The sequence below is a fragment of the Pseudomonas trutticola BRTCR10 genome, assembly GCF_056155105.1.
In genome coordinates this window covers 3,500,027-3,518,651 of the sequence record NZ_CM149552.1, presented here as the reverse complement: position 1 = coordinate 3,518,651, position 18,625 = coordinate 3,500,027, and the positions used below count along the sequence as shown (strand labels likewise).

Below are 18,625 nucleotides of genomic sequence, written 5' to 3'. Positions count from 1 at the left end.
GATCCCGCGTGCGGCCTCAGAACTCGGCTCTGGCCCTGCGGTTGTAGTAGCTGAGCAGCCCATCGTAACTGCGGCCGACCGTGTAGAAGTCGTCGCTCAGGCGCTGCGGTGGGGCGTGTTCCTGCCAGTCCTTGTGCAGGGTGTTCAACGCCTGTAGATAGACGGTCGACGGCTTGCCGATGTACAACCACAGATCCCGTGCCGCGTCAGTCCTGGTCTGGAAACCGCCACTCGTTTGCGCGACAAGAAAGGGTTCCCGACGATCCCAGGCTTGTTGCAATTTTGCTGTGGTGTCGGCCAGCAGTTGCGGGGTCAGCGTGCGGTTTTTCATGGCTGCATCAAGCACGTCGATGGTCTCGCGCGCCTGCATCATATAGGCCAGCAAATACCAGTGGATGTCCTTGCCCACGCGTTCTTCCAGGCGCTTCAACTGTTCGGGTCGCTGCGCGGCATCGAGGGGCAGCAGGCTTTCTCTCAGTGCGATTGAAGCGCTGTTGTAACTGTCTGCCACGGGCGGAATAAAAACATTTTCGACAATGAGGGCCGCGGCATTCTGTGTCCCGGTGACAAAGCTCGCTTCCCGGTCAAACCGGCCGCTTGGTATCGTCATCGCCACCTGGTCCAGCGCGCGAGCGTAGGCATTTGCCGTTTGTGCCAGTTCCGGCTGATAGGCCAACAGCTCGAGCTTTTCAGCGAGACGCCTGGAGCACAGGTCACGCTGGATGTCGCGCACATTGTGCGCATCGCTGTCTTCAAAATCGCTGAGGCTGCGCAACCATTGCTCGGTGATCTGCCGAGGTGGCTGTGGGGTCTTGTAGAGGTCATAAGCCACGCGCCATTGCACGTCGACCCGATTAACGCAGGCAATCAGCGGGCTCAAGGCATTGGCTTGGGCGGTGACCGGCGCATCGCGTTGATCGAGCCAGAGGTCGAGTTGGGAGAAGGGGCGACTGGCGCCGGTCAAACCCATGACGACGACACCGATCACCAGACCGATCGGGAACAGCAGTTTGGTATTCATGGGTGCGCCTCCTTGCCGTACCACTGTTCAACGGTTGCCGGTGCGCTGCATTCAGCGGTGGTCGCCGGCATGCGACTGCACAAACGTTCGGTCCAGGGTTGCAGCCCCTGGTTGCGCTTGACCGTGCCTTGGCTGCCGATCACATTGATCACGCCGAGCACAACGATCAACAGCATGGTCGCGAGGGTCGTCAGACAGACTTTCAGCAGCGGGTTGGTCTGTTCCCAGGAAACGTGTGGCTTGACCTGCCGCCGACGTATCAGCCCGAAAGTCGCCAACGTCGTGGCGTACACTACGCCGGCGATCGGGCCGAAAAACCAGCTCAACCCGGCCACCATCAGTGCACAGGGAATCAGATCGCGCAGGACCCCGAACGGCGGTGACTCAGCGGCGAAACCCAGGCAAAGCCGCGCACTGAGCCGGTCATCCAGCACCCACCAGCGATGGGCAAAATTATGCACCAGCCAATTGAGCCCGGCGCCGATCACTGCAAACACCACCGTTGTGATCATGACGATATTGATCAGCCCGCTGAGACGCAGACCCTGCGGGATGAAGTGGGTAAATGCGCCGATCAGGCAGGCCAGCACGACGCCCACGTAAGTTGGCCAGTCGTTGAAACGGGTTTCCCAATCGCGCCAGAAGAACGCGGTGCCGCCGGGCATGTCCGCCCAGATCTCGGGCGTGTTGGCGTACAGCGCTGAACTCAACTGACGGCACTGGGCCCAGTCCTCCTCGTGCAGGCGCCGGGCCAGCGCGCGGCGCTGACTGAAGGGTCCGCTGCCGAGTAACAGGCGTGCGGCGCGGTGTTGCGGCGTGGCGAGCGGTTCCTGGGCGAGCTGGCGCTGTCGCGCCAGAAAAATCGGCGCCTCATGGCGCGCGACCAGTCGCTTCCACTCGCTTTCGGGGCAGCGGTTCGACGGGCCTGCGTGCCAGCCCTGGCCGGCGCAAACCTGCTCGAAAATGTGCGCAGACCAGTAACGGCTGTCCAGCAGCAACTGACTCAAAAAGCGGTTGAACCATTGTCGGTGCACTTCGCCTTCAAGCCAGAGGACGTTGACGCGATCCTGGTAAGCCTGCAAAAAAGCTTCACTGTCTTGCTGCTCAAGTGCATCGCACAGGGGCTGGGTGACGCGCTCACGCTGTTGAGCCAGCAGCAGTTCAACGGATTCTTCGTCCAGCTCAAGGCGTTGCCAGGCACTGAACCAGTGATACTGCTGCACCGCCCAATCCACCAGCGGCCCGGACGATTGCGGTTGTTCGATGCAATGCTGCAACAGGGTTTCTTCGAGGATGTGCGCACACCCTTGCTCGACGGCGAGTGCGTGACGCTGGCGCAGTTCTTCGAGGCTGATACCGTCCAGCGAGCGCGTGACCAGTTGCAGGGCATCGGCTTCGACCACGGTCAGGCCGGTCAAGTCCCATTGGCTGGCGTCAGGCTCGGGGGCCTCCCGCTCTTCGTGGAACTGTGCCCATTCCTTGTCATTGAGGGCTTGTTCATACGCATCGCGCAGGCGCTGAAACCCCTCCGGATCTTCGTCCGGACGGGTTTTTTTGAGCAGGGCGGCGTATTGGCGTTTGATACTGCGCGTATCGGCGTCGGCCGAAAGGCCAAGGACGGTCCAGCAACTCATTGCGTGTACAACTCCATGAAAACCTGCGACGCGGTCCAGTGGTGGCAATTTGATTTTGCGCACCCTACCTGTTTCGCGTCAGAAAGTCCTCAGTCGCCGTTCAGTTACCGATAATAAACCAGCGGAAATACGGATTGCCGCCGTCACCGCGCATCACTTCGCGGATATCACGACCCCAGGCATCACGATCGCCGTCATAGGCATGCAGACTCGCCCGATAGAACTGCATCAGACGCTGCCGATGCGCTGCCATCCGATCATTGAAACCGGCGTCGGCGTTCAACAGTGGCGGCGCCTGATACAGATCGAGCAGCGCTGGCAGTACACGGGTGATTTCCTTGGCTCGCACCCACGGCGCGTACTCGATGCGCGGTTGATCGTCGGTGACCGCCGCAACGTTGGCGGCGAAACGTTCCAGACCTTCAAGGTCAGTGACCCAGGTCGAAAGCAGGGCGGCGGCCGAGCCGATGCCGACATCCTGCAAAGTGCCGCGCACGCTGTCCTGCTGGAAGCGCGCGTTAATTTTCGCCACGTCCAGTTCAATCGGCTGCATCGAACCGACCAGCAACATTTCGTAGAATTCGCTGGTCCAGAGGTTCGCGTAGGGGAAGACGTCGAGAAAACTGCGCACCAGCGAGCGCGAGTCATCGATGTTCTGCGTCGGCAGCGGCAGCCATTGCGCGACCAGGCCTTGGGATTGCAAGCGACTGGCGGCCAACTGGTAGAAATCCCGCGAATACAGGTTGACCACACCGGCCGCCGACGGCGGTGGCGGTTCGAGGGTGATCAGATCGTAAGTCTGTTCGCTGCGCAGCAGTTCCTGGCGCCCGTCGCGCAGACGCACTTCGACGCCGGGATCACTGGCCGCATTGAAATTGCCGTTGAACAGCGGCGCAGCATTGACCACCGCCGGCAGCAACTCGGCGACCACGCGATGCTCCAGCCCCGGATAACGCAGCATGGCGCCGGCGGTAATACCGGTGCCGAAGCCGATCACCAGTGTCGAACGCGGTTCGCCGTTATGAATCAACAGCGGCAGCAGCGCTTGAATGCGCATGTAGCGCAGCGACGGCATGGCATCGCCGGTGCTGGAAACCCCCTGGATGTATAAACGGTGGAAGGTGTTCTCGCCTTTGCCTTGGGCGACCACTGCCACGGTTCCGCCGCGACCTTCTTGATAAAACGCCAGCGTACCGTTGCGTGCGCCGGGTAATAGATTGGCGATCTTGTTGACCGGTGTCAGCACAGCGAACAGCACCGAGACCAGATCCAGCGCCACCACCGCCTGCCGCCGGCCTTTCTTCACACCGTGGCCCTTGCGCACCGCGAAGTAACCGACCGCCGCCGCGATGATCGCCAACAGGCCCAGGGGGCGTACCAGCCCCAGCATGCGCACCAGCCCCAGCAGCGGGATCAGCACAAAGCCGCAGAGCATCACGCCGATAATTCCGCCCAGCGTATTGAACGCCACCACGGCGCCGACATCACGGCCGACCCGCTCATGGCCGACACTCAGGCGCAAGGCCAGCGGAAATGCTGCGCCGTGCGCTGCCGAAGGCTGCGATCTGTTCATTTTGTTTTTTAGATCAACGTCAAAGATCGCAGCCTGCGGCAGCTCGTAAACGGGGACTGTGGATATTTACACCCTGTCAGGTTTGACAGTTGTCGGGGGGAGGGGATGGGTGTTTGATGGTTGGGTGCCGCGCGAAATTATCGGCTTGCGCGAAGATGAGCGAAAGGATGGCAATCATGGCAACAGGAACGGTGAAGTGGTTTAACGATGCCAAGGGGTTTGGGTTTATTACTCCGGATGAGGGAGGCGATGATATATTTGCGCATTTTTCTAGCATTCAAACCGCTGGTTTCAAAACACTTGAAGCAGGCCAGAGGGTTTCATTCGAAATATCCCGAGGGCCCAAACAATTGCTAGCTATAAATATTCAGCCTGCTTAACGCTTTCAGCTTTTTGTAAAAGCTACCGCAGGCTGCAAATTTTTGAGGATCAAAACCAATCCCCTGTGGGAGCGGGCTTGCCCGCTCCCACAGGCTGATCGCATTCTATGCGCGGGTTGGGTCAGGATTTATTCGCTTGGTCGCGGATCCGCTCTTCCTGCTCACGCAGTTCCGGCGTGAATTCGGCGCCGAAATCCTCGGCGGAGAAGATCTGGCGGATCTCGATATCCGAGTCGCTGCCCGGCATCGGGTTGGGGCATCGCTTGACCCAGTCGATGGCTTCTTCCTTGGATTTCACGTCCCAGATCCAATAGCCGGCCACCAGCTCTTTGGTTTCGGCGAAAGGGCCGTCGATCACCGTGCGTTTGTCACCCGAAAACCGCACGCGCGCACCTTTGCTGCTCGGGTGCAGGCCATCGGCGTCGACGAGGATGCCGGCCTTGACCAGTTCTTCGTTGAAGTTGCCCATGGCGGTAATCAGTTCTTCACTGGGCATGATGCCGGCTTCGGAATCGGCGCTGGCTTTGACAAGGATCATGAATCGCATGGTGAGTACTCCGTGGCGTGTGGGGATTCACTGCTTAGTCGAACGGGCCGGCGGTGAATCGACAGGGTCTCTAAATAAAAGACCAGTAACACCGAAGAATCTAATGTGAGAGCGAGCCTGCTCGCGAAGACGTCGTCACGTTCAGCATTTATGCTGACTGATCCAACGCTTTCGCGAGCGGGCTCGCTCCCACATGGGAATTGTGCGGATCGTGTATACAATTTTTCGCGCAGGCACCCAACAATTTCCAGACAGGGCATAGGTCGTCGGACAATTTCGTGGTTAACTTCGGCCTCTTGCATGCTTTCCAATCAAAACATCAGAAGGACTCAAGTCATGGCTCAAGTCACCCTTAAAGGCAATCCGGTTCAAGTCAACGGCCAGTTGCCACAAGCCGGTTCCAAGGCGCCAGCCTTTTCTCTGGTTGCCGGCAATCTGTCCGACGTCACCCTGAAAGACTTCGCCGGCAAGCGCAAAGTGCTGAACATCTTCCCAAGCGTTGACACCCCGACCTGCGCCACTTCCGTACGCAAGTTCAACGCTCAGGCCAACGAAGTCGCCAACACCGTAGTGCTGTGCATCTCGGCTGACCTGCCGTTCGCTCAGGCCCGTTTCTGCGGTGCCGAAGGCCTGGAAAACGTGCAGAACCTGTCGACCCTGCGCGGTGCCGAGTTCATCGAGAACTACGGTGTGGCCATCGCTGACGGCCCGCTGAAAGGCCTGACCGCTCGCGCCGTCGTGGTTCTGGACGAAAACGACAACGTCCTGCACAGCGAACTGGTCAAGGAAATCGCTGAAGAGCCTAATTACGAAGCGGCTCTGGCCGTTCTGAAATAAGTGTTCTGAAACAAGCGGTTTACAATTGTTAACGGCCTGGCCCTGTCCAGGCCGTTTTCATTTGTGTATCAGTGTTTTGCCTCACACCTTGAAACGTAAGTTGAAGGTAAATTGCCGGTAAAGCTGCTTTGCTTTACCCCCACCAGTGCTTATCGTTCAGCCTCCTGTAAAAGAAGCCCACGCGCCCAATGGTTAATCACTCCATGCAATCGTCCCCCCGTCACTCCCGTCGCTGGCTGATCAGCCTGCTGGTCTTGTTGGTTATTGCCGTCCTGTGCTGGAAATTCTGGCCAGCCGGTTCAGCCCACAAGGAGGGCGCAGACAAGGCTGCGGCCGGGCACACCGGGCGTTCGGGGATGATGCGCCCAGGCTTCGGTGGTGGCTCCGGACCGATTCCGGTGCGCGTCGCGCCGGCGGTCACGGGTGACTTCCCGCTGTATTACAAGGCGCTGGGCACAGTGACTGCGTTGAACACCATCAACGTGCGCAGCCGGGTCGGTGGCGAGTTGGTGAAGATCAATTTCGAAGAGGGCCAGATGGTCAAGGCCGGCGACCTGCTGGCGGAGATCGATCCGCGCCCTTACCAGAACGCCTTGCTCCAGGCCGAAGGCACCTTGCTGCAGAATCAGGCGCAGCTGAAAAACGCACAGGTCGACGTCGAGCGTTATCGCGGTTTGTTCAAAGAGGACAGCATCGCCAAACAGACCCTCGATACCGCCGAAGCGCTGGTCGGTCAGTACCTGGGCACGGTCAAGACCAATCAGGCAGCGGTCAACGACGCCAAGCTCAATCTCGAATTCACCAAAATCCGCGCGCCGATTGCCGGTCGCGTCGGCCTGCGTCAGGTCGACGTCGGCAACCTCGTCACGGCGAACGACACCACGTTCCTCGCGGTGATCACCCAGACCCAGCCAATCAGTGTTGCCTTCACACTCCCGGAAAACAGCCTGGACACCGTGCTCTCGCGCTATCGCAGCGGCGCCAAACTGCCGGCCGAAGCCTGGGATCGCGGCGACACCAAATTGCAAGCCACCGGCGTGCTGCAAAGCCTCGACAACCAGATCGACGTCGCCACCGGCACGCTGAAATTCAAGGCCCGTTACGAGAACCGCGATCAGTCGCTGTTCCCCAATCAGTTCGTCAACGTGCACCTGCTCGCCGATACGCTCAAAGGCGTGGTCCTGGCACCGTCCGCCGCCATCCAGTTCGGCACCAACGGCACCTTCGTCTATGCGCTGGACGGTGACAGGAAAGTCACCATCCGCCAGTTGAAAATCGGCGCCAGTGACGGTGAAAACACGGTCATCACCGAAGGCCTGGCAGCGGGTGATCGCGTGGTGCTGGAAGGTACCGACCGCCTGAAAGAGGGCAGCGAAGTGGAGGTGGTCAACGACAGCAACCAAGTGCCGACCACGCCGACTGAACACTTGCAAGGCAAGTCTGCCGCGACCCCGACTGACGCCGCCGTCACTGACAAGGCCAAGAAGGGCGCATGAACATTTCGCGGCTGTTCATCCTCCGTCCGGTAGCCACTACCCTGAGCATGCTGGCCATCGTGCTGGCCGGACTGATCGCTTATCGCTTGCTGCCCGTGTCGGCGCTGCCTCAGGTCGATTACCCGACCATTCGCGTCATGACCCTGTACCCCGGCGCCAGCCCGGACGTGATGACCAGTGCCGTCACCGCGCCGCTTGAACGTCAGTTCGGGCAGATGCCGGGCCTGACGCAAATGGCCTCGACCAGTTCCGGCGGCGCCTCGGTGCTGACCCTGCGTTTCAGCCTCGACATCAACATGGACGTCGCCGAACAACAGGTGCAAGCCGCGATCAACGCCGCGACCAACCTGCTGCCGACCGACTTGCCGGCGCCGCCGGTGTACAACAAGGTCAACCCGGCGGACACCCCGGTGCTGACCCTGGCCATCACCTCGAAAACCATGCTCCTGCCCAAACTCAATGACCTGGTCGATACGCGCATGGCGCAGAAAATCGCCCAGATCAGCGGCGTCGGCATGGTCAGCATTGCCGGCGGTCAGCGTCAGGCGGTGCGGATCAAGGTCAACCCGGAGGCGCTGGCCGCCAATAGCCTGAACCTGTCGGACGTGCGCACACTGATCAGCGCCTCCAACGTCAACCAGCCGAAAGGTAACTTCGACGGCCCGACCCGGGTGTCGATGCTTGATGCCAACGATCAACTGACGTCGCCCAAGGATTACGCCAACCTGATCCTCGCCTACAAGAATGGCGCGCCGCTGCGGCTCAAGGACGTCGCGGAAATCGTCGACGGTGCCGAGAACGAGCGTCTGGCCGCGTGGGCCAACCTGAATCAGGCCGTATTGCTGAACATCCAGCGCCAGCCGGGCGCCAACGTGATTGAAGTGGTCGACCGGATCAAGGCCTTGCTGCCGAGCATCACCGACAACCTGCCGGCCGGTCTCGAAGTCACGGTGCTGACCGACCGCACTCAGACCATCCGCGCCTCCGTCACTGACGTGCAGCACGAACTGCTGATCGCTATCGCCTTGGTGGTGATGGTGACGTTCCTGTTTCTGCGCCGTTTCAGCGCGACGATCATTCCGTCTGTGGCCGTGCCGCTGTCGCTGATCGGCACCTTCGGCGTGATGTACCTGGCCGGGTTCTCGGTCAACAACCTGACCCTGATGGCCCTGACCATCGCCACCGGTTTTGTGGTCGACGATGCGATCGTGATGCTGGAAAACATCGCGCGCTTCATCGAAGAGGGCGACAGTCCGATGCAAGCTGCGCTCAAGGGCGCCAAGCAGATCGGCTTCACCCTGATTTCCCTGACGTTGTCGTTGATCGCGGTGCTGATTCCGTTGCTGTTCATGGCCGACGTGGTCGGACGGCTGTTCCGCGAATTCGCCATCACTCTGGCGGTGGCAATCCTGATTTCCCTCGTGGTCTCGCTGACTTTGACGCCAATGATGTGCGCGCGTCTGCTCAAGCGCGAGCCGGAAGAGCATGAGCAGGGCCGTTTCTACCGGGCCAGTGGCGCCTGCATCGACTGGATGATCGCTGCTTACGGACGCAAGTTGCAGTGGGTGCTCAAGCATCAACCGCTGACGTTGCTAGTGGCCATCGGCACACTGGCGCTGACCGTGTTCCTTTATATGGTCGTACCCAAAGGTTTCTTCCCGGTGCAGGACACCGGGGTGATTCAGGGTATTTCCGAAGCCCCGCAGTCAATTTCCTTCGCCGCGATGGGCGAGCGTCAGCAGGAACTGGCCAAGGTCATTCTTCAAGACCCCGCGGTGCAAAGCCTGTCGTCCTACATCGGCGTCGATGGCGACAACGCCACGCTCAACAGTGGTCGCTTGCTGATCAACCTCAAGCCTCACGGCGAGCGCGATCTGACCGCTACCGAAGTGATTGCACGCCTGCAACCGCAACTGGACAGACTGGTCGGTATCCGTCTGTTCATGCAGCCGGTGCAGGACCTGACCATCGAAGATCGCGTCAGTCGCACGCAGTACCAGTTCAGCATGTCTTCGCCTGACTCTGAGTTGCTCAGCCAATGGAGTGGGCGACTGGTCGAGGCATTGGCGCAGCGTCCGGAACTGACCGACGTTGCCAGCGATTTGCAGGACAAAGGCTTGCAGGTCTATCTGGTGATCGACCGCGATGCCGCTTCGCGCCTCGGCGTTTCGGTGGCGAACATTACCGATGCGCTGTACGACGCCTTCGGCCAGCGGCAGATTTCGACTATTTATACGCAGGCCAGTCAGTACCGCGTGGTCCTGCAAGCGCAGGCCGGAGAGAAGATCGGCCCGCAGGCGCTGGATCAGATTCACGTCAAAACCACCGACGGTGCGCAAGTACGCCTGTCGAGTCTGGCCCACGTCGAAGAGCGTCAGGCGCAACTGGCGATCACTCACATCGGCCAGTTCCCGGCGGTGATGATGTCGTTCAACCTCGCACCGGGTGTGGCGCTGGGGCATGCAGTGGACGTTATCGAACAGGTGCAGAAAGACATCGGCATGCCGATTGGCGTGCAGACCCAGTTCCAGGGCGCGGCCGAAGCCTTCCAGGCGTCGCTGTCGAGCACCTTGCTGCTGATTCTGGCGGCAGTGGTGACCATGTACATCGTGCTCGGCGTGCTGTACGAGAGCTACATCCATCCGATCACCATTCTCTCGACCCTGCCGTCGGCGGCGGTCGGCGCCTTGCTGGCGTTGCTGCTCAGCGGCAACGACCTGGGCATGATCGCGATCATCGGCATCATTCTGCTGATCGGCATCGTCAAAAAGAACGCGATCATGATGATCGACTTCGCCCTCGATGCCGAACGCAACCAGGGCATGGCGCCCGAGGAGGCGATCTATCAGGCGGCGCTGTTGCGTTTCCGGCCGATTCTGATGACCACGCTGGCGGCGTTGTTTGGCGCCGTGCCGTTGATGCTGGCCACCGGCTCCGGGGCTGAATTGCGTCAACCGCTGGGTCTGGTGATGGTCGGTGGCTTGCTGGTGAGCCAGGTGCTGACCTTGTTCACCACACCGGTGATCTACCTGTACTTCGACCGTCTCGGCCGTCGTTTTGGCAAAACCGATGCCGACACCGAAGAGGTGGCGGTATGAAGGCAGCTACGAGCTTCGAGCCTCAAGCTGCAAGAGACAAGCAGCAGAAACTCGGCTACTTGGCTTTTAGCTTGAAGCTTGAAGCTGGGAGCTTGGAGCTATGAATCTTTCTGGTCCTTTCATCAAGCGCCCGGTCGCGACAATGCTCCTGAGCCTGGCGATCATGTTGCTCGGCGGTGTGAGTTTCGGCTTGTTGCCGGTTTCGCCGTTGCCGCAGATGGATTTCCCGGTGATTGTCGTCCAGGCGAGCCTGCCCGGCGCCAGTCCGGAGGTCATGGCGTCCACCGTGGCCACGCCGCTGGAACGCTCGTTCGGCGCGATTGCCGGCGTCAATACCATGAGCAGTCGATCCAGTCAGGGCTCGACGCGGGTGATTCTGCAGTTTGACCTCGACCGCGACATCAACGGCGCGGCGCGGGAAGTGCAAGCGGCGATCAACGCTTCGCGTAATCTGCTGCCGAGCGGGATGCGCAGCATGCCGACCTACAAGAAGGTCAATCCGTCGCAGGCGCCGATCATGGTGCTGTCGCTGACCTCGGACGTGCTGGAAAAAGGCCAGCTCTACGATTTGGCCTCGACCATTCTTTCGCAGAGCCTGTCGCAGGTTCAGGGCGTCGGCGAAGTGCAGATCGGCGGCAGCTCCTTGCCCGCCGTGCGCATCGAACTCGAACCGCAGGCACTCAACCAATACGGCGTAGCGCTCGACGATGTGCGCAAGACCATCGCCGACGCCAACGTGCGTAGGCCCAAAGGTTCGGTCGAGGACGGTCAACGGTTGTGGCAGATTCAGGCCAACGACCAACTGGAGAAAGCCAAGGATTACGAATCGCTGATCATCCATTACGCCGACGGTGCTGCGTTGCGCCTCAAGGACGTGGCCAAGGTCAGCGACGGCGTCGAAGACCGCTACAACAGCGGTTTCTTCAACGACGACGCGGCGGTGTTGCTGGTGATCAACCGCCAGGCCGGGGCCAACATCATCGAGACGGTCAACGAGATCAAGGCGCAACTCCCTGCCCTGCAAGCGGTGCTGCCGGCCAGCGTGAAGCTGAATCTGGCGATGGACCGCTCGCCGGTGATCAAGGCGACATTGCACGAAGCCGAGATGACTTTGCTGATTGCCGTGGCACTGGTGATTCTGGTGGTGTTCCTGTTCCTCGGTAACTTCCGCGCCTCGTTGATTCCGACGTTGGCGGTGCCGGTGTCGCTGGTCGGTACCTTCGCGGTGATGTACCTGTACGGTTTTTCGCTGAACAACCTGTCGCTGATGGCGCTGATTCTTGCCACCGGCCTGGTGGTGGACGACGCCATTGTGGTGCTGGAGAACATTTCCCGGCACATCGACGAGGGCGTCAAACCGATGCAGGCCGCGTACCTCGGGGCCAAGGAAGTCGGCTTCACGCTCCTGTCGATGAACGTCTCGCTGGTGGCGGTGTTCCTGTCGATCCTGTTCATGGGCGGGATTGTCGAAAGCCTGTTTCGCGAGTTTTCCATCACCCTGGCAGCGGCCATTGTGGTCTCGCTGGTGGTGTCCCTGACACTCACGCCGATGCTCTGCGCCCGCTGGCTCAAACCGCACACGCCGGGGCAGGAAAACCGCTTGCAGCGCTGGAGCCGCAAGACCAACGACTGGATGGTCGGCAAATACGCCACCAGCCTTGATTGGGTGCTGCGCCATCGGCGCCTGACGCTGCTCAGCCTGATCATCACTGTTGGCGTCAACGTGGCGCTCTACGTGGTGGTGCCGAAAACCTTCATGCCGCAGCAGGACACCGGGCAGTTGATCGGTTTTGTTCGCGGTGACGACGGTCTGTCGTTCAGTGTGATGCAGCCAAAGATGGAAACCTTCCGCCGTGCGGTGCTCAAGGATGACGCGGTAGAGAGTGTCGCCGGGTTCATCGGCGGCACCAACGGCACCAACAACGCGTTCATGCTGGTCCGCTTGAAGCCGATCAAGGAGCGCCAGTTGTCGGCGCAGAAAGTCATCGAGCGCCTGCGCAAGGAAATGCCCAAGGTGGCCGGTGCGCAATTGATGCTGATGGCTGATCAGGACCTGCAATTCGGCGGTGGCCGCGAACAGACCACTTCGCAGTACAGCTATATCCTGCAGAGCGGTGATCTGGGCGAGTTGCGCAAGTGGTATCCAAAGGTCGTCGCGGCATTGCGAGCGTTGCCGGAACTGACCGCGATTGATGCCCGCGAGGGCGCGGGCGCGCAACAGGTGACGTTGATTGTCGACCGCGATCAGGCCAAACGCCTGGGCGTCGACATGAACATGGTCACGGCGGTGCTGAACAACGCTTACAGCCAGCGGCAGATTTCGACGATCTACGACAGCCTCAACCAGTATCAAGTGGTGATGGAGGTCAATCCGAAATACGCCCAGGACCCGGTGACGCTCAAACAGGTGCAGGTGATCACGGCTGACGGTGCGCGAATTCCGCTGTCGACCATCGCTCACTACGAGAGTAGCCTGGAAGACGACCGGGTCAGCCACGAAGGCCAGTTTGCCTCCGAGGACATTTCCTTCGACATGGCCGAAGGCGTGACGGTGGAGCAGGGCAGCGCTGCCATCGAGCGGGCGATTGCCAAACTCGGTTTGCCGGAAGATGTGATCGCGAAAATGGCCGGTACCGCCGACGCCTTTGCCGCGACTCAGAAGAGCCAGCCGTTCATGATCCTCGGCGCGCTGTTGGCGGTGTATCTGGTGCTGGGTGTGCTGTATGAAAGCTACATTCACCCACTGACGATTCTGTCGACGCTGCCTTCGGCCGGGGTCGGCGCATTGCTGTCGATCTATGCGCTGGGCGGCGAGTTCAGCCTGATCTCGCTGCTCGGGTTGTTCCTGCTGATCGGCGTGGTAAAGAAAAACGCGATCCTGATGATTGATCTCGCGCTGCAACTGGAGCGCCATCAGGGACTGTCCCCTCTGGAGTCGATCCGCAGCGCCTGTCTGCAACGTCTGCGGCCGATTCTGATGACGACGCTGGCGGCGATTCTGGGTGCCTTGCCGCTGCTGCTCAGCCGTGCCGAAGGTGCGGAAATGCGCCAGCCATTGGGCTTGACCATCATCGGCGGGCTGATTTTCAGCCAGGTGCTGACGCTTTACACCACCCCGGTGGTTTACCTCTATCTCGACAAGCTGCGCCATCGCTTCAACAAATGGCGTGGCGTGCGTACTGATGCCGCTCTGGAAACTCCGCTATGACTGACCGTTCGCTTATCCATCTGGCCACTGTTCGCGGCTCGCGTCTGTTGAGCCTGTCGCTGTGCGTGGCGATGCTCAGTGCCTGCGCTGTCGGCCCGGATTACCAGCGCCCGCAGACTGCCGAAATCGCTCAATACAAGGAAGCCGAAGGCTGGCGTCAGGCCAACCCGAGCGATTCGCTGGCCCGTGGCGCCTGGTGGGAACTGTATGGCGATCAGCAGCTCAACGGCCTGGTCGAAAAGCTCAACAGTTCCAACCAGACGGTCGCTCAATCGGAAGCGCAATACCGTCAGGCCCAGGCTCTGGTACGCAGCGCACGTGGGGCGTTTTATCCGAATGTCGATCTGAGCCTGGGCAAAACCCGCTCCAGCCAGGGTACTGGCAGTAGCAGTTCGAGTCTGAGCAGTTCTTCCAGCGGTATCCGCGACACCTACAACGCGCAGTTGGGCGTCAGTTGGGAAGCCGACATCTGGGGCAAGCTGCGTCGCGGGCTTGAAGCCGACAAGGCCAGTGCGCAGGCCAGCTTTGCCGATCTGGCGGCAATGCGTCTGAGCCAACAGTCGGAACTGGTGCAGAACTACCTGCAACTGCGGGTGATCGACCAGCAGAAACGCCTGCTTGAATCGACGGTGGCAGCTTACGAAAAATCGTTGAGAATGACCCAGAACCAGTACCGTGCGGGTGTGTCCGGGCGGGACGCGGTGGCTCAGGCGCAAACGCAGTTGAAGAGCACCCAGGCTGATTTGGTCGATCTGATCTGGCAGCGGGCGCAATTCGAGAATGCCATCGCCGTGCTGACCGGGCAGGCCCCGGCGGATTTCAACATTGCGGAAACGCAGAGCATTCCGAACTTGCCGCAGGTGCCGTTGAGTCTGCCGTCGCAGTTGCTCGAGCGGCGCCCGGACATCGCCTCGGCCGAGCGCTCGGTGATTGCTGCCAACGCCAATATCGGCGTGGCGAAAGCAGCGTACTACCCGGACCTGTCCCTGAGCCTGAGTGGCGGTTATAGCAGCAGCACCTCAAAAGACCTGATCAGTCTGCCGAACCGGTTCTGGTCGGTCGGGCCGAAACTCGACCTGCCGCTGTTCGACGGTGGCATACGTTCGGCGGAAGTCGACCGCACTGAGGCGGTGTATGACCAGACAGTGGCCAAATACCGGCAGACCGTGCTTGATGGTTTCCGCGAAGTGGAAAACTATCTGGTGCAGTTGAAGGTTTATGAAGACGAAGCGGCGGTGCGCCAGGAGGCCCTCGATGCCGCGCGTGATTCTTTGCGTCTGACGGAAAACCAGTACAAGGCCGGGCTGATTGCCTATATCGACGTGGTGGTGGTGCAAGCCACGGCGCTGAGCAACGAGCGTACTGTGCTGAATATTCTGCAGAGCCGATTGATTGCCAGCGTGCAATTGATAGCCGCGCTGGGCGGTGGTTGGGATGGCCAGCTTGATGTGAGCGATAACACCCGCTGAAGGCTGGCTTTGATCGTTCCCACGCAGAGCGTGGGAACGATCGGGTAAAGCCGTGAACACCGGGCTAGAGCCTTTTAGGGCAATGGAACAAGCGTTTCATCGGGTTGATGGCAAATTGCTCACTTTGTCAGTGCGTTCTTCTGCGCAATCAGTACAATCGCCGCATTTGCCCGACCGAGAATGGACGCTATCGGGGTTGGGTGGCCACGAGAATTCGCATGCTCATCGGTACTTATTCCTCCACGCTGGTTTTCATTTCGCTGTGCGTAGCAATCCTCGCTTCGTACACCGCGCTCGACCTCACCGGGCGCATCGCTACGGCAAAAGGGCGGGCAGTGCATTTCTGGACGGCTGGTGGCGCGTTCGCCATGGGTGTCGGCGTCTGGTCGATGCACTTCATCGGCATGCTTGCCTTCAAACTGCCAATCAACCTCGGTTATGACGTCACGCTCACATCACTGTCGCTGCTGATCGCGATGCTGTCCTGCGGGTTTGCCTTGTGGCTGGTGAGCCAGCCGAAACTGCCGGTCCTGCAATTGGCGTTTGGTGCATTGATCATGGGCACCGGCATCAGTGCCATGCATTACACCGGCATGGCGGCCATGCGCATGACCCCCGGGATCGACTACGACCCGACGCTGTTCGGCGCATCATTGCTGATCGCCGTCGGCGCTTCCGCCGCCGCGTTGTGGATCGCTTTTCGTCTGCGCCAGCATTCACCCTATGTTCGGCTGATTCGCGCTGGTGCTGCTGTGATCATGGGCATCGCGATTGTCGGCATGCACTACACCGGCATGGCGGCCGCACAGTTTCCCGACGGCAGTTTCTGCGGTGCGACGCTCAACGGTTTGAAGGGCAATGGCCTCGATAGCCTGGTGCTGATCACCACGTTGGCGGTGTTGTCGATTGCCTTGCTGACTTCGATTCTCGACGCACGCCTCGAAGCGCGCACGGCCGATCTGGCGCACTCGCTGACGGTGGCCAATCGCGAACTGACGCAACTGGCGCTGCACGACACCTTGACCGGTCTGCCCAATCGCATGCTGCTGGATGACCGGATCAATCAGGCGATGAAAAAGGTCAACGAGCAGGGCGGTTGCTTTGCGCTGATGTTCATCGATCTGGACGGTTTCAAACCGGTCAACGATGCCTTCGGCCATCACATGGGCGATCAACTGTTGCGCGAAGTCGGTGTGCGTCTGCGCGAAGACTTGCGCAGCCTGGACACGCTGGCGCGAATCGGTGGTGATGAGTTCGTTTTGCTGGTGCGCCTGAGCGAACCCAACGATGCATTGGGGCTGGCCGCGCGTCAGGTCGGCCTGATCGCCCAGTCGTTCCGCGTGGCTGAACATGATTTGCAGATATCCGCCAGCGTTGGCATCGCCCTGTATCCGGGCAATGGCCAAACCGCCCAGGAACTGTTGATGAACGCCGACGCCGCGATGTATCACGCCAAGGGTGGCGGCAAGAATGGTTACAGCTTCTTCGACGCCTCGATGAACAACAACGCGCGCAAACAACTGCAATTGTTGCAGGACTTGCGTGCCGCGCTGGAACACAGCCAGTTCAGCCTGCATTACCAGCCCAAGTTCAACGCCGCCAACGGGCATCCGGTCGGCGCCGAAGCGTTACTGCGCTGGCAGCACCCGAGCCACGGCATGTTGATGCCAGACAAATTCATTGATCTGGCGGAGAAATCCGGCCTGATCATCCCGATCGGCGAATGGGTGCTCAATGAAGCCTGCCGTCAGATGCGCGAGTGGTACGTGCTGGGCTACACCGACTGGCGCATCGCGGTGAACCTCTCGGCCTTGCAGTTCTGCCATGCCGGGCTGGTGCAAAGTGTTGCCAAGGCGCTGGCGACGCACCGTTTGCCGGCCAACAGCCTGACCCTGGAAATCACCGAAACCACGGCCATGAGCGACGCCGATGCGAGCATGACGGTGTTGCAGGAGTTGTCGGACATGGGCGTCGACCTGTCCATCGATGACTTTGGTACTGGCTATTCGAGCCTGATGTACCTCAAGCGCCTGCCAGCCAATGAGCTGAAGATCGACCGCGGTTTTGTCCGCGATCTGGAGCACGACAGCGACGATGCCGCCATTGTTTCGGCGATTGTCGCGCTGGGCCAGGCGTTGGGGTTACGGATTGTCGCGGAAGGGGTAGAGACGGGCTCGCAGCAGGATTTTCTGACGCAATTGGGCTGTGACTCGTTGCAGGGTTATCTGCTCGGGCATCCGATGCCGGCAGATCAGTTCATGCAGGGCATTGTCCGGGGCGAGAAGCGCACGACTGCTTGATCGCCACAATTCATATCTGATGAGGAAAACTCTGTGGTGAGGGATGAATCCCCTCACCACAAGTGTTCAACTCAGGTTTCGCTTCGCACACACCTCATGCAAAACCCGCCAATGGCGGTTATTCTTCCCCCGACTGTTACGTGTGCATTGGGGGGAAAGGCCAGCATGGATAAAGTCATTGTGATCACCGGCGGCGGGCGCGGGATTGGCGCCGCGACGGCGTTGTTGGCGGCCGAGCAGGGCTATCGGATCTGCATCAATTACCAGTCAGACGAACAGGCCGCGCATAGCGTGCTGGAGCAAGTCCGGGCGCTGGGCGCACAGGCTATCGCGGTGCGTGCCGACGTCAGCATCGAAGACGAAGTGGTCGCGATGTTCCATCGGGTCGACACCGAGCTGGGCCGGGTCACCGCACTGGTGAACAACGCCGGCACTGTCGGGCACAAATCGCGAGTCGATGAAATGTCCGAATTCCGTATCCTGAAAATCATGAAAACCAATGTCCTGGCGCCGATCCTTTGTGCCAAGCACGCGATCCTGCGCATGTCGCCCAAGCATGGCGGGCAGGGTGGCAGTATCGTCAACGTCTCTTCAGTGGCTGCGCGTTTGGGGTCACCCAATGAATACGTCGATTACGCGGCGTCCAAAGGTGCGCTCGACACTTTTACCATCGGTCTGTCCAAAGAAGTGGCGGGCGAGGGGATTCGGGTCAACGCGGTGCGCCCGGGTTACATCTACACCGATTTCCATGCGTTGAGCGGTGATCCGGATCGGGTCAGCAAGCTGGAATCGGCGATTCCGATGGCTCGGGGCGGGCGGCCGGATGAGGTGGCGGAGGCGATTGTCTGGTTGCTGTCGGACAAGGCTTCTTATGCAACCGGGACGTTTGTTGATCTGGGTGGTGGGCGTTGATCTTCAGGATTTTTATTGCTTGTTAGGGCCTCATCGCTGGCAAGCCAGCTCCCACAGTGTTTTGTATTGAACACAAATTTTGTGATCGACTTCGAAACCTTTGGGAGCTGGCTTGCCTGCTCCCAGAACAATCGATGCCAGTCGCAAATA

The 18,625-nt window shown here is 60.1% G+C and carries 11 protein-coding genes and 1 pseudogene; 8 read left to right on the top strand and 4 right to left on the bottom strand.

The window, feature by feature from the left end; translation table 11 throughout:
• Positions 1–16: 16 nt before the first annotated feature.
• From ACVVH8_RS15735 to ACVVH8_RS15725, 3 genes and pseudogenes are all read right to left on the bottom strand, one after another.
• Entirely contained in the window at positions 17–1,021 is a 1,005-nt protein-coding gene (locus ACVVH8_RS15735; protein ID WP_475224667.1) for a DUF3829 domain-containing protein, read from the bottom strand.
• Complete coding sequence (locus tag ACVVH8_RS15730) at positions 1,018–2,655, bottom strand: J domain-containing protein (protein WP_475224664.1); 1,638 nt, start codon at positions 2,653–2,655, stop codon at positions 1,018–1,020. The genes ACVVH8_RS15735 and ACVVH8_RS15730 overlap by 4 nt, the downstream gene beginning before the upstream one ends.
• A 100-nt stretch (positions 2,656–2,755) precedes the next feature.
• Positions 2,756–4,213 (bottom strand): annotated as a pseudogene (locus ACVVH8_RS15725) (spermidine synthase); the annotation flags it as partial.
• Between the two features lie 191 nt (positions 4,214–4,404).
• Here ACVVH8_RS15725 and ACVVH8_RS15720 point away from each other — a divergent pair.
• On the top strand, positions 4,405–4,608 hold the full coding sequence (locus tag ACVVH8_RS15720) for a cold-shock protein (protein ID WP_401296581.1): 204 nt from the start codon (positions 4,405–4,407) through the stop codon (positions 4,606–4,608).
• A gap of 121 nt (positions 4,609–4,729) precedes the next feature.
• Here ACVVH8_RS15720 and ACVVH8_RS15715 read toward each other — a convergent pair whose 3' ends face one another.
• Positions 4,730–5,155, bottom strand: coding sequence for a YciI family protein (locus ACVVH8_RS15715; protein ID WP_475224662.1), 426 nt, complete (start codon positions 5,153–5,155; stop codon positions 4,730–4,732).
• A 336-nt stretch (positions 5,156–5,491) separates the two neighbouring features.
• On the opposite strand from ACVVH8_RS15715, the gene tpx reads away from it, so the two are divergent.
• The 7 genes from tpx to ACVVH8_RS15680 all read left to right on the top strand — a co-directional run bounded on the left by tpx (position 5,492) and on the right by ACVVH8_RS15680 (position 18,475).
• Complete coding sequence (gene tpx, locus ACVVH8_RS15710; RefSeq protein ID WP_103302155.1) at positions 5,492–5,992, top strand: thiol peroxidase; 501 nt, start codon at positions 5,492–5,494, stop codon at positions 5,990–5,992.
• Between the two features lie 188 nt (positions 5,993–6,180).
• Positions 6,181–7,488, top strand: coding sequence for an MdtA/MuxA family multidrug efflux RND transporter periplasmic adaptor subunit (locus ACVVH8_RS15705; RefSeq protein WP_475224660.1), 1,308 nt, complete (start codon positions 6,181–6,183; stop codon positions 7,486–7,488).
• Positions 7,485–10,586, top strand: coding sequence for an MdtB/MuxB family multidrug efflux RND transporter permease subunit (locus ACVVH8_RS15700; RefSeq protein ID WP_475224657.1), 3,102 nt, complete (start codon positions 7,485–7,487; stop codon positions 10,584–10,586). Before ACVVH8_RS15705 ends, ACVVH8_RS15700 begins: the two co-directional genes overlap by 4 nt.
• Before the next feature lie 100 nt (positions 10,587–10,686).
• On the top strand, positions 10,687–13,794 hold the full coding sequence (locus ACVVH8_RS15695) for an efflux RND transporter permease subunit (RefSeq protein WP_103302152.1): 3,108 nt from the start codon (positions 10,687–10,689) through the stop codon (positions 13,792–13,794).
• Positions 13,791–15,263 (top strand): efflux transporter outer membrane subunit, encoded by a 1,473-nt coding sequence (locus tag ACVVH8_RS15690; RefSeq protein ID WP_103302151.1) that lies wholly within the window; start codon positions 13,791–13,793, stop codon positions 15,261–15,263. Before ACVVH8_RS15695 ends, ACVVH8_RS15690 begins: the two co-directional genes overlap by 4 nt.
• Before the next feature lie 218 nt (positions 15,264–15,481).
• Entirely contained in the window at positions 15,482–17,563 is a 2,082-nt protein-coding gene (locus ACVVH8_RS15685) for a putative bifunctional diguanylate cyclase/phosphodiesterase (RefSeq protein ID WP_475224654.1), read from the top strand.
• Positions 17,564–17,728: 165 nt separating this feature from the next.
• Entirely contained in the window at positions 17,729–18,475 is a 747-nt protein-coding gene (locus ACVVH8_RS15680; RefSeq protein WP_103302149.1) for an SDR family oxidoreductase, read from the top strand.
• Positions 18,476–18,625: the final 150 nt, after the last annotated feature.

Bases quoted from the DNA above. Each gene is read 5' to 3' on its own strand.
- ACVVH8_RS15685 (WP_475224654.1), top strand. From the start codon at position 15,482: ATGCTCATCGGTACTTATTCCTCCACGCTGGTTTTCATTTCGCTGTGC.
- ACVVH8_RS15730 (WP_475224664.1), bottom strand. From the start codon at position 2,655: ATGAGTTGCTGGACCGTCCTTGGCCTTTCGGCCGACGCCGATACGCGC.
- ACVVH8_RS15705 (WP_475224660.1), top strand. From the start codon at position 6,181: ATGGTTAATCACTCCATGCAATCGTCCCCCCGTCACTCCCGTCGCTGG.
- ACVVH8_RS15690 (WP_103302151.1), top strand. From the start codon at position 13,791: ATGACTGACCGTTCGCTTATCCATCTGGCCACTGTTCGCGGCTCGCGT.
- tpx (WP_103302155.1), top strand. From the start codon at position 5,492: ATGGCTCAAGTCACCCTTAAAGGCAATCCGGTTCAAGTCAACGGCCAG.
- ACVVH8_RS15700 (WP_475224657.1), top strand. From the start codon at position 7,485: ATGAACATTTCGCGGCTGTTCATCCTCCGTCCGGTAGCCACTACCCTG.
- ACVVH8_RS15695 (WP_103302152.1), top strand. From the start codon at position 10,687: ATGAATCTTTCTGGTCCTTTCATCAAGCGCCCGGTCGCGACAATGCTC.
- ACVVH8_RS15680 (WP_103302149.1), top strand. From the start codon at position 17,729: ATGGATAAAGTCATTGTGATCACCGGCGGCGGGCGCGGGATTGGCGCC.
- ACVVH8_RS15735 (WP_475224667.1), bottom strand. From the start codon at position 1,021: ATGAATACCAAACTGCTGTTCCCGATCGGTCTGGTGATCGGTGTCGTC.
- ACVVH8_RS15715 (WP_475224662.1), bottom strand. From the start codon at position 5,155: ATGCGATTCATGATCCTTGTCAAAGCCAGCGCCGATTCCGAAGCCGGC.
- ACVVH8_RS15720 (WP_401296581.1), top strand. From the start codon at position 4,405: ATGGCAACAGGAACGGTGAAGTGGTTTAACGATGCCAAGGGGTTTGGG.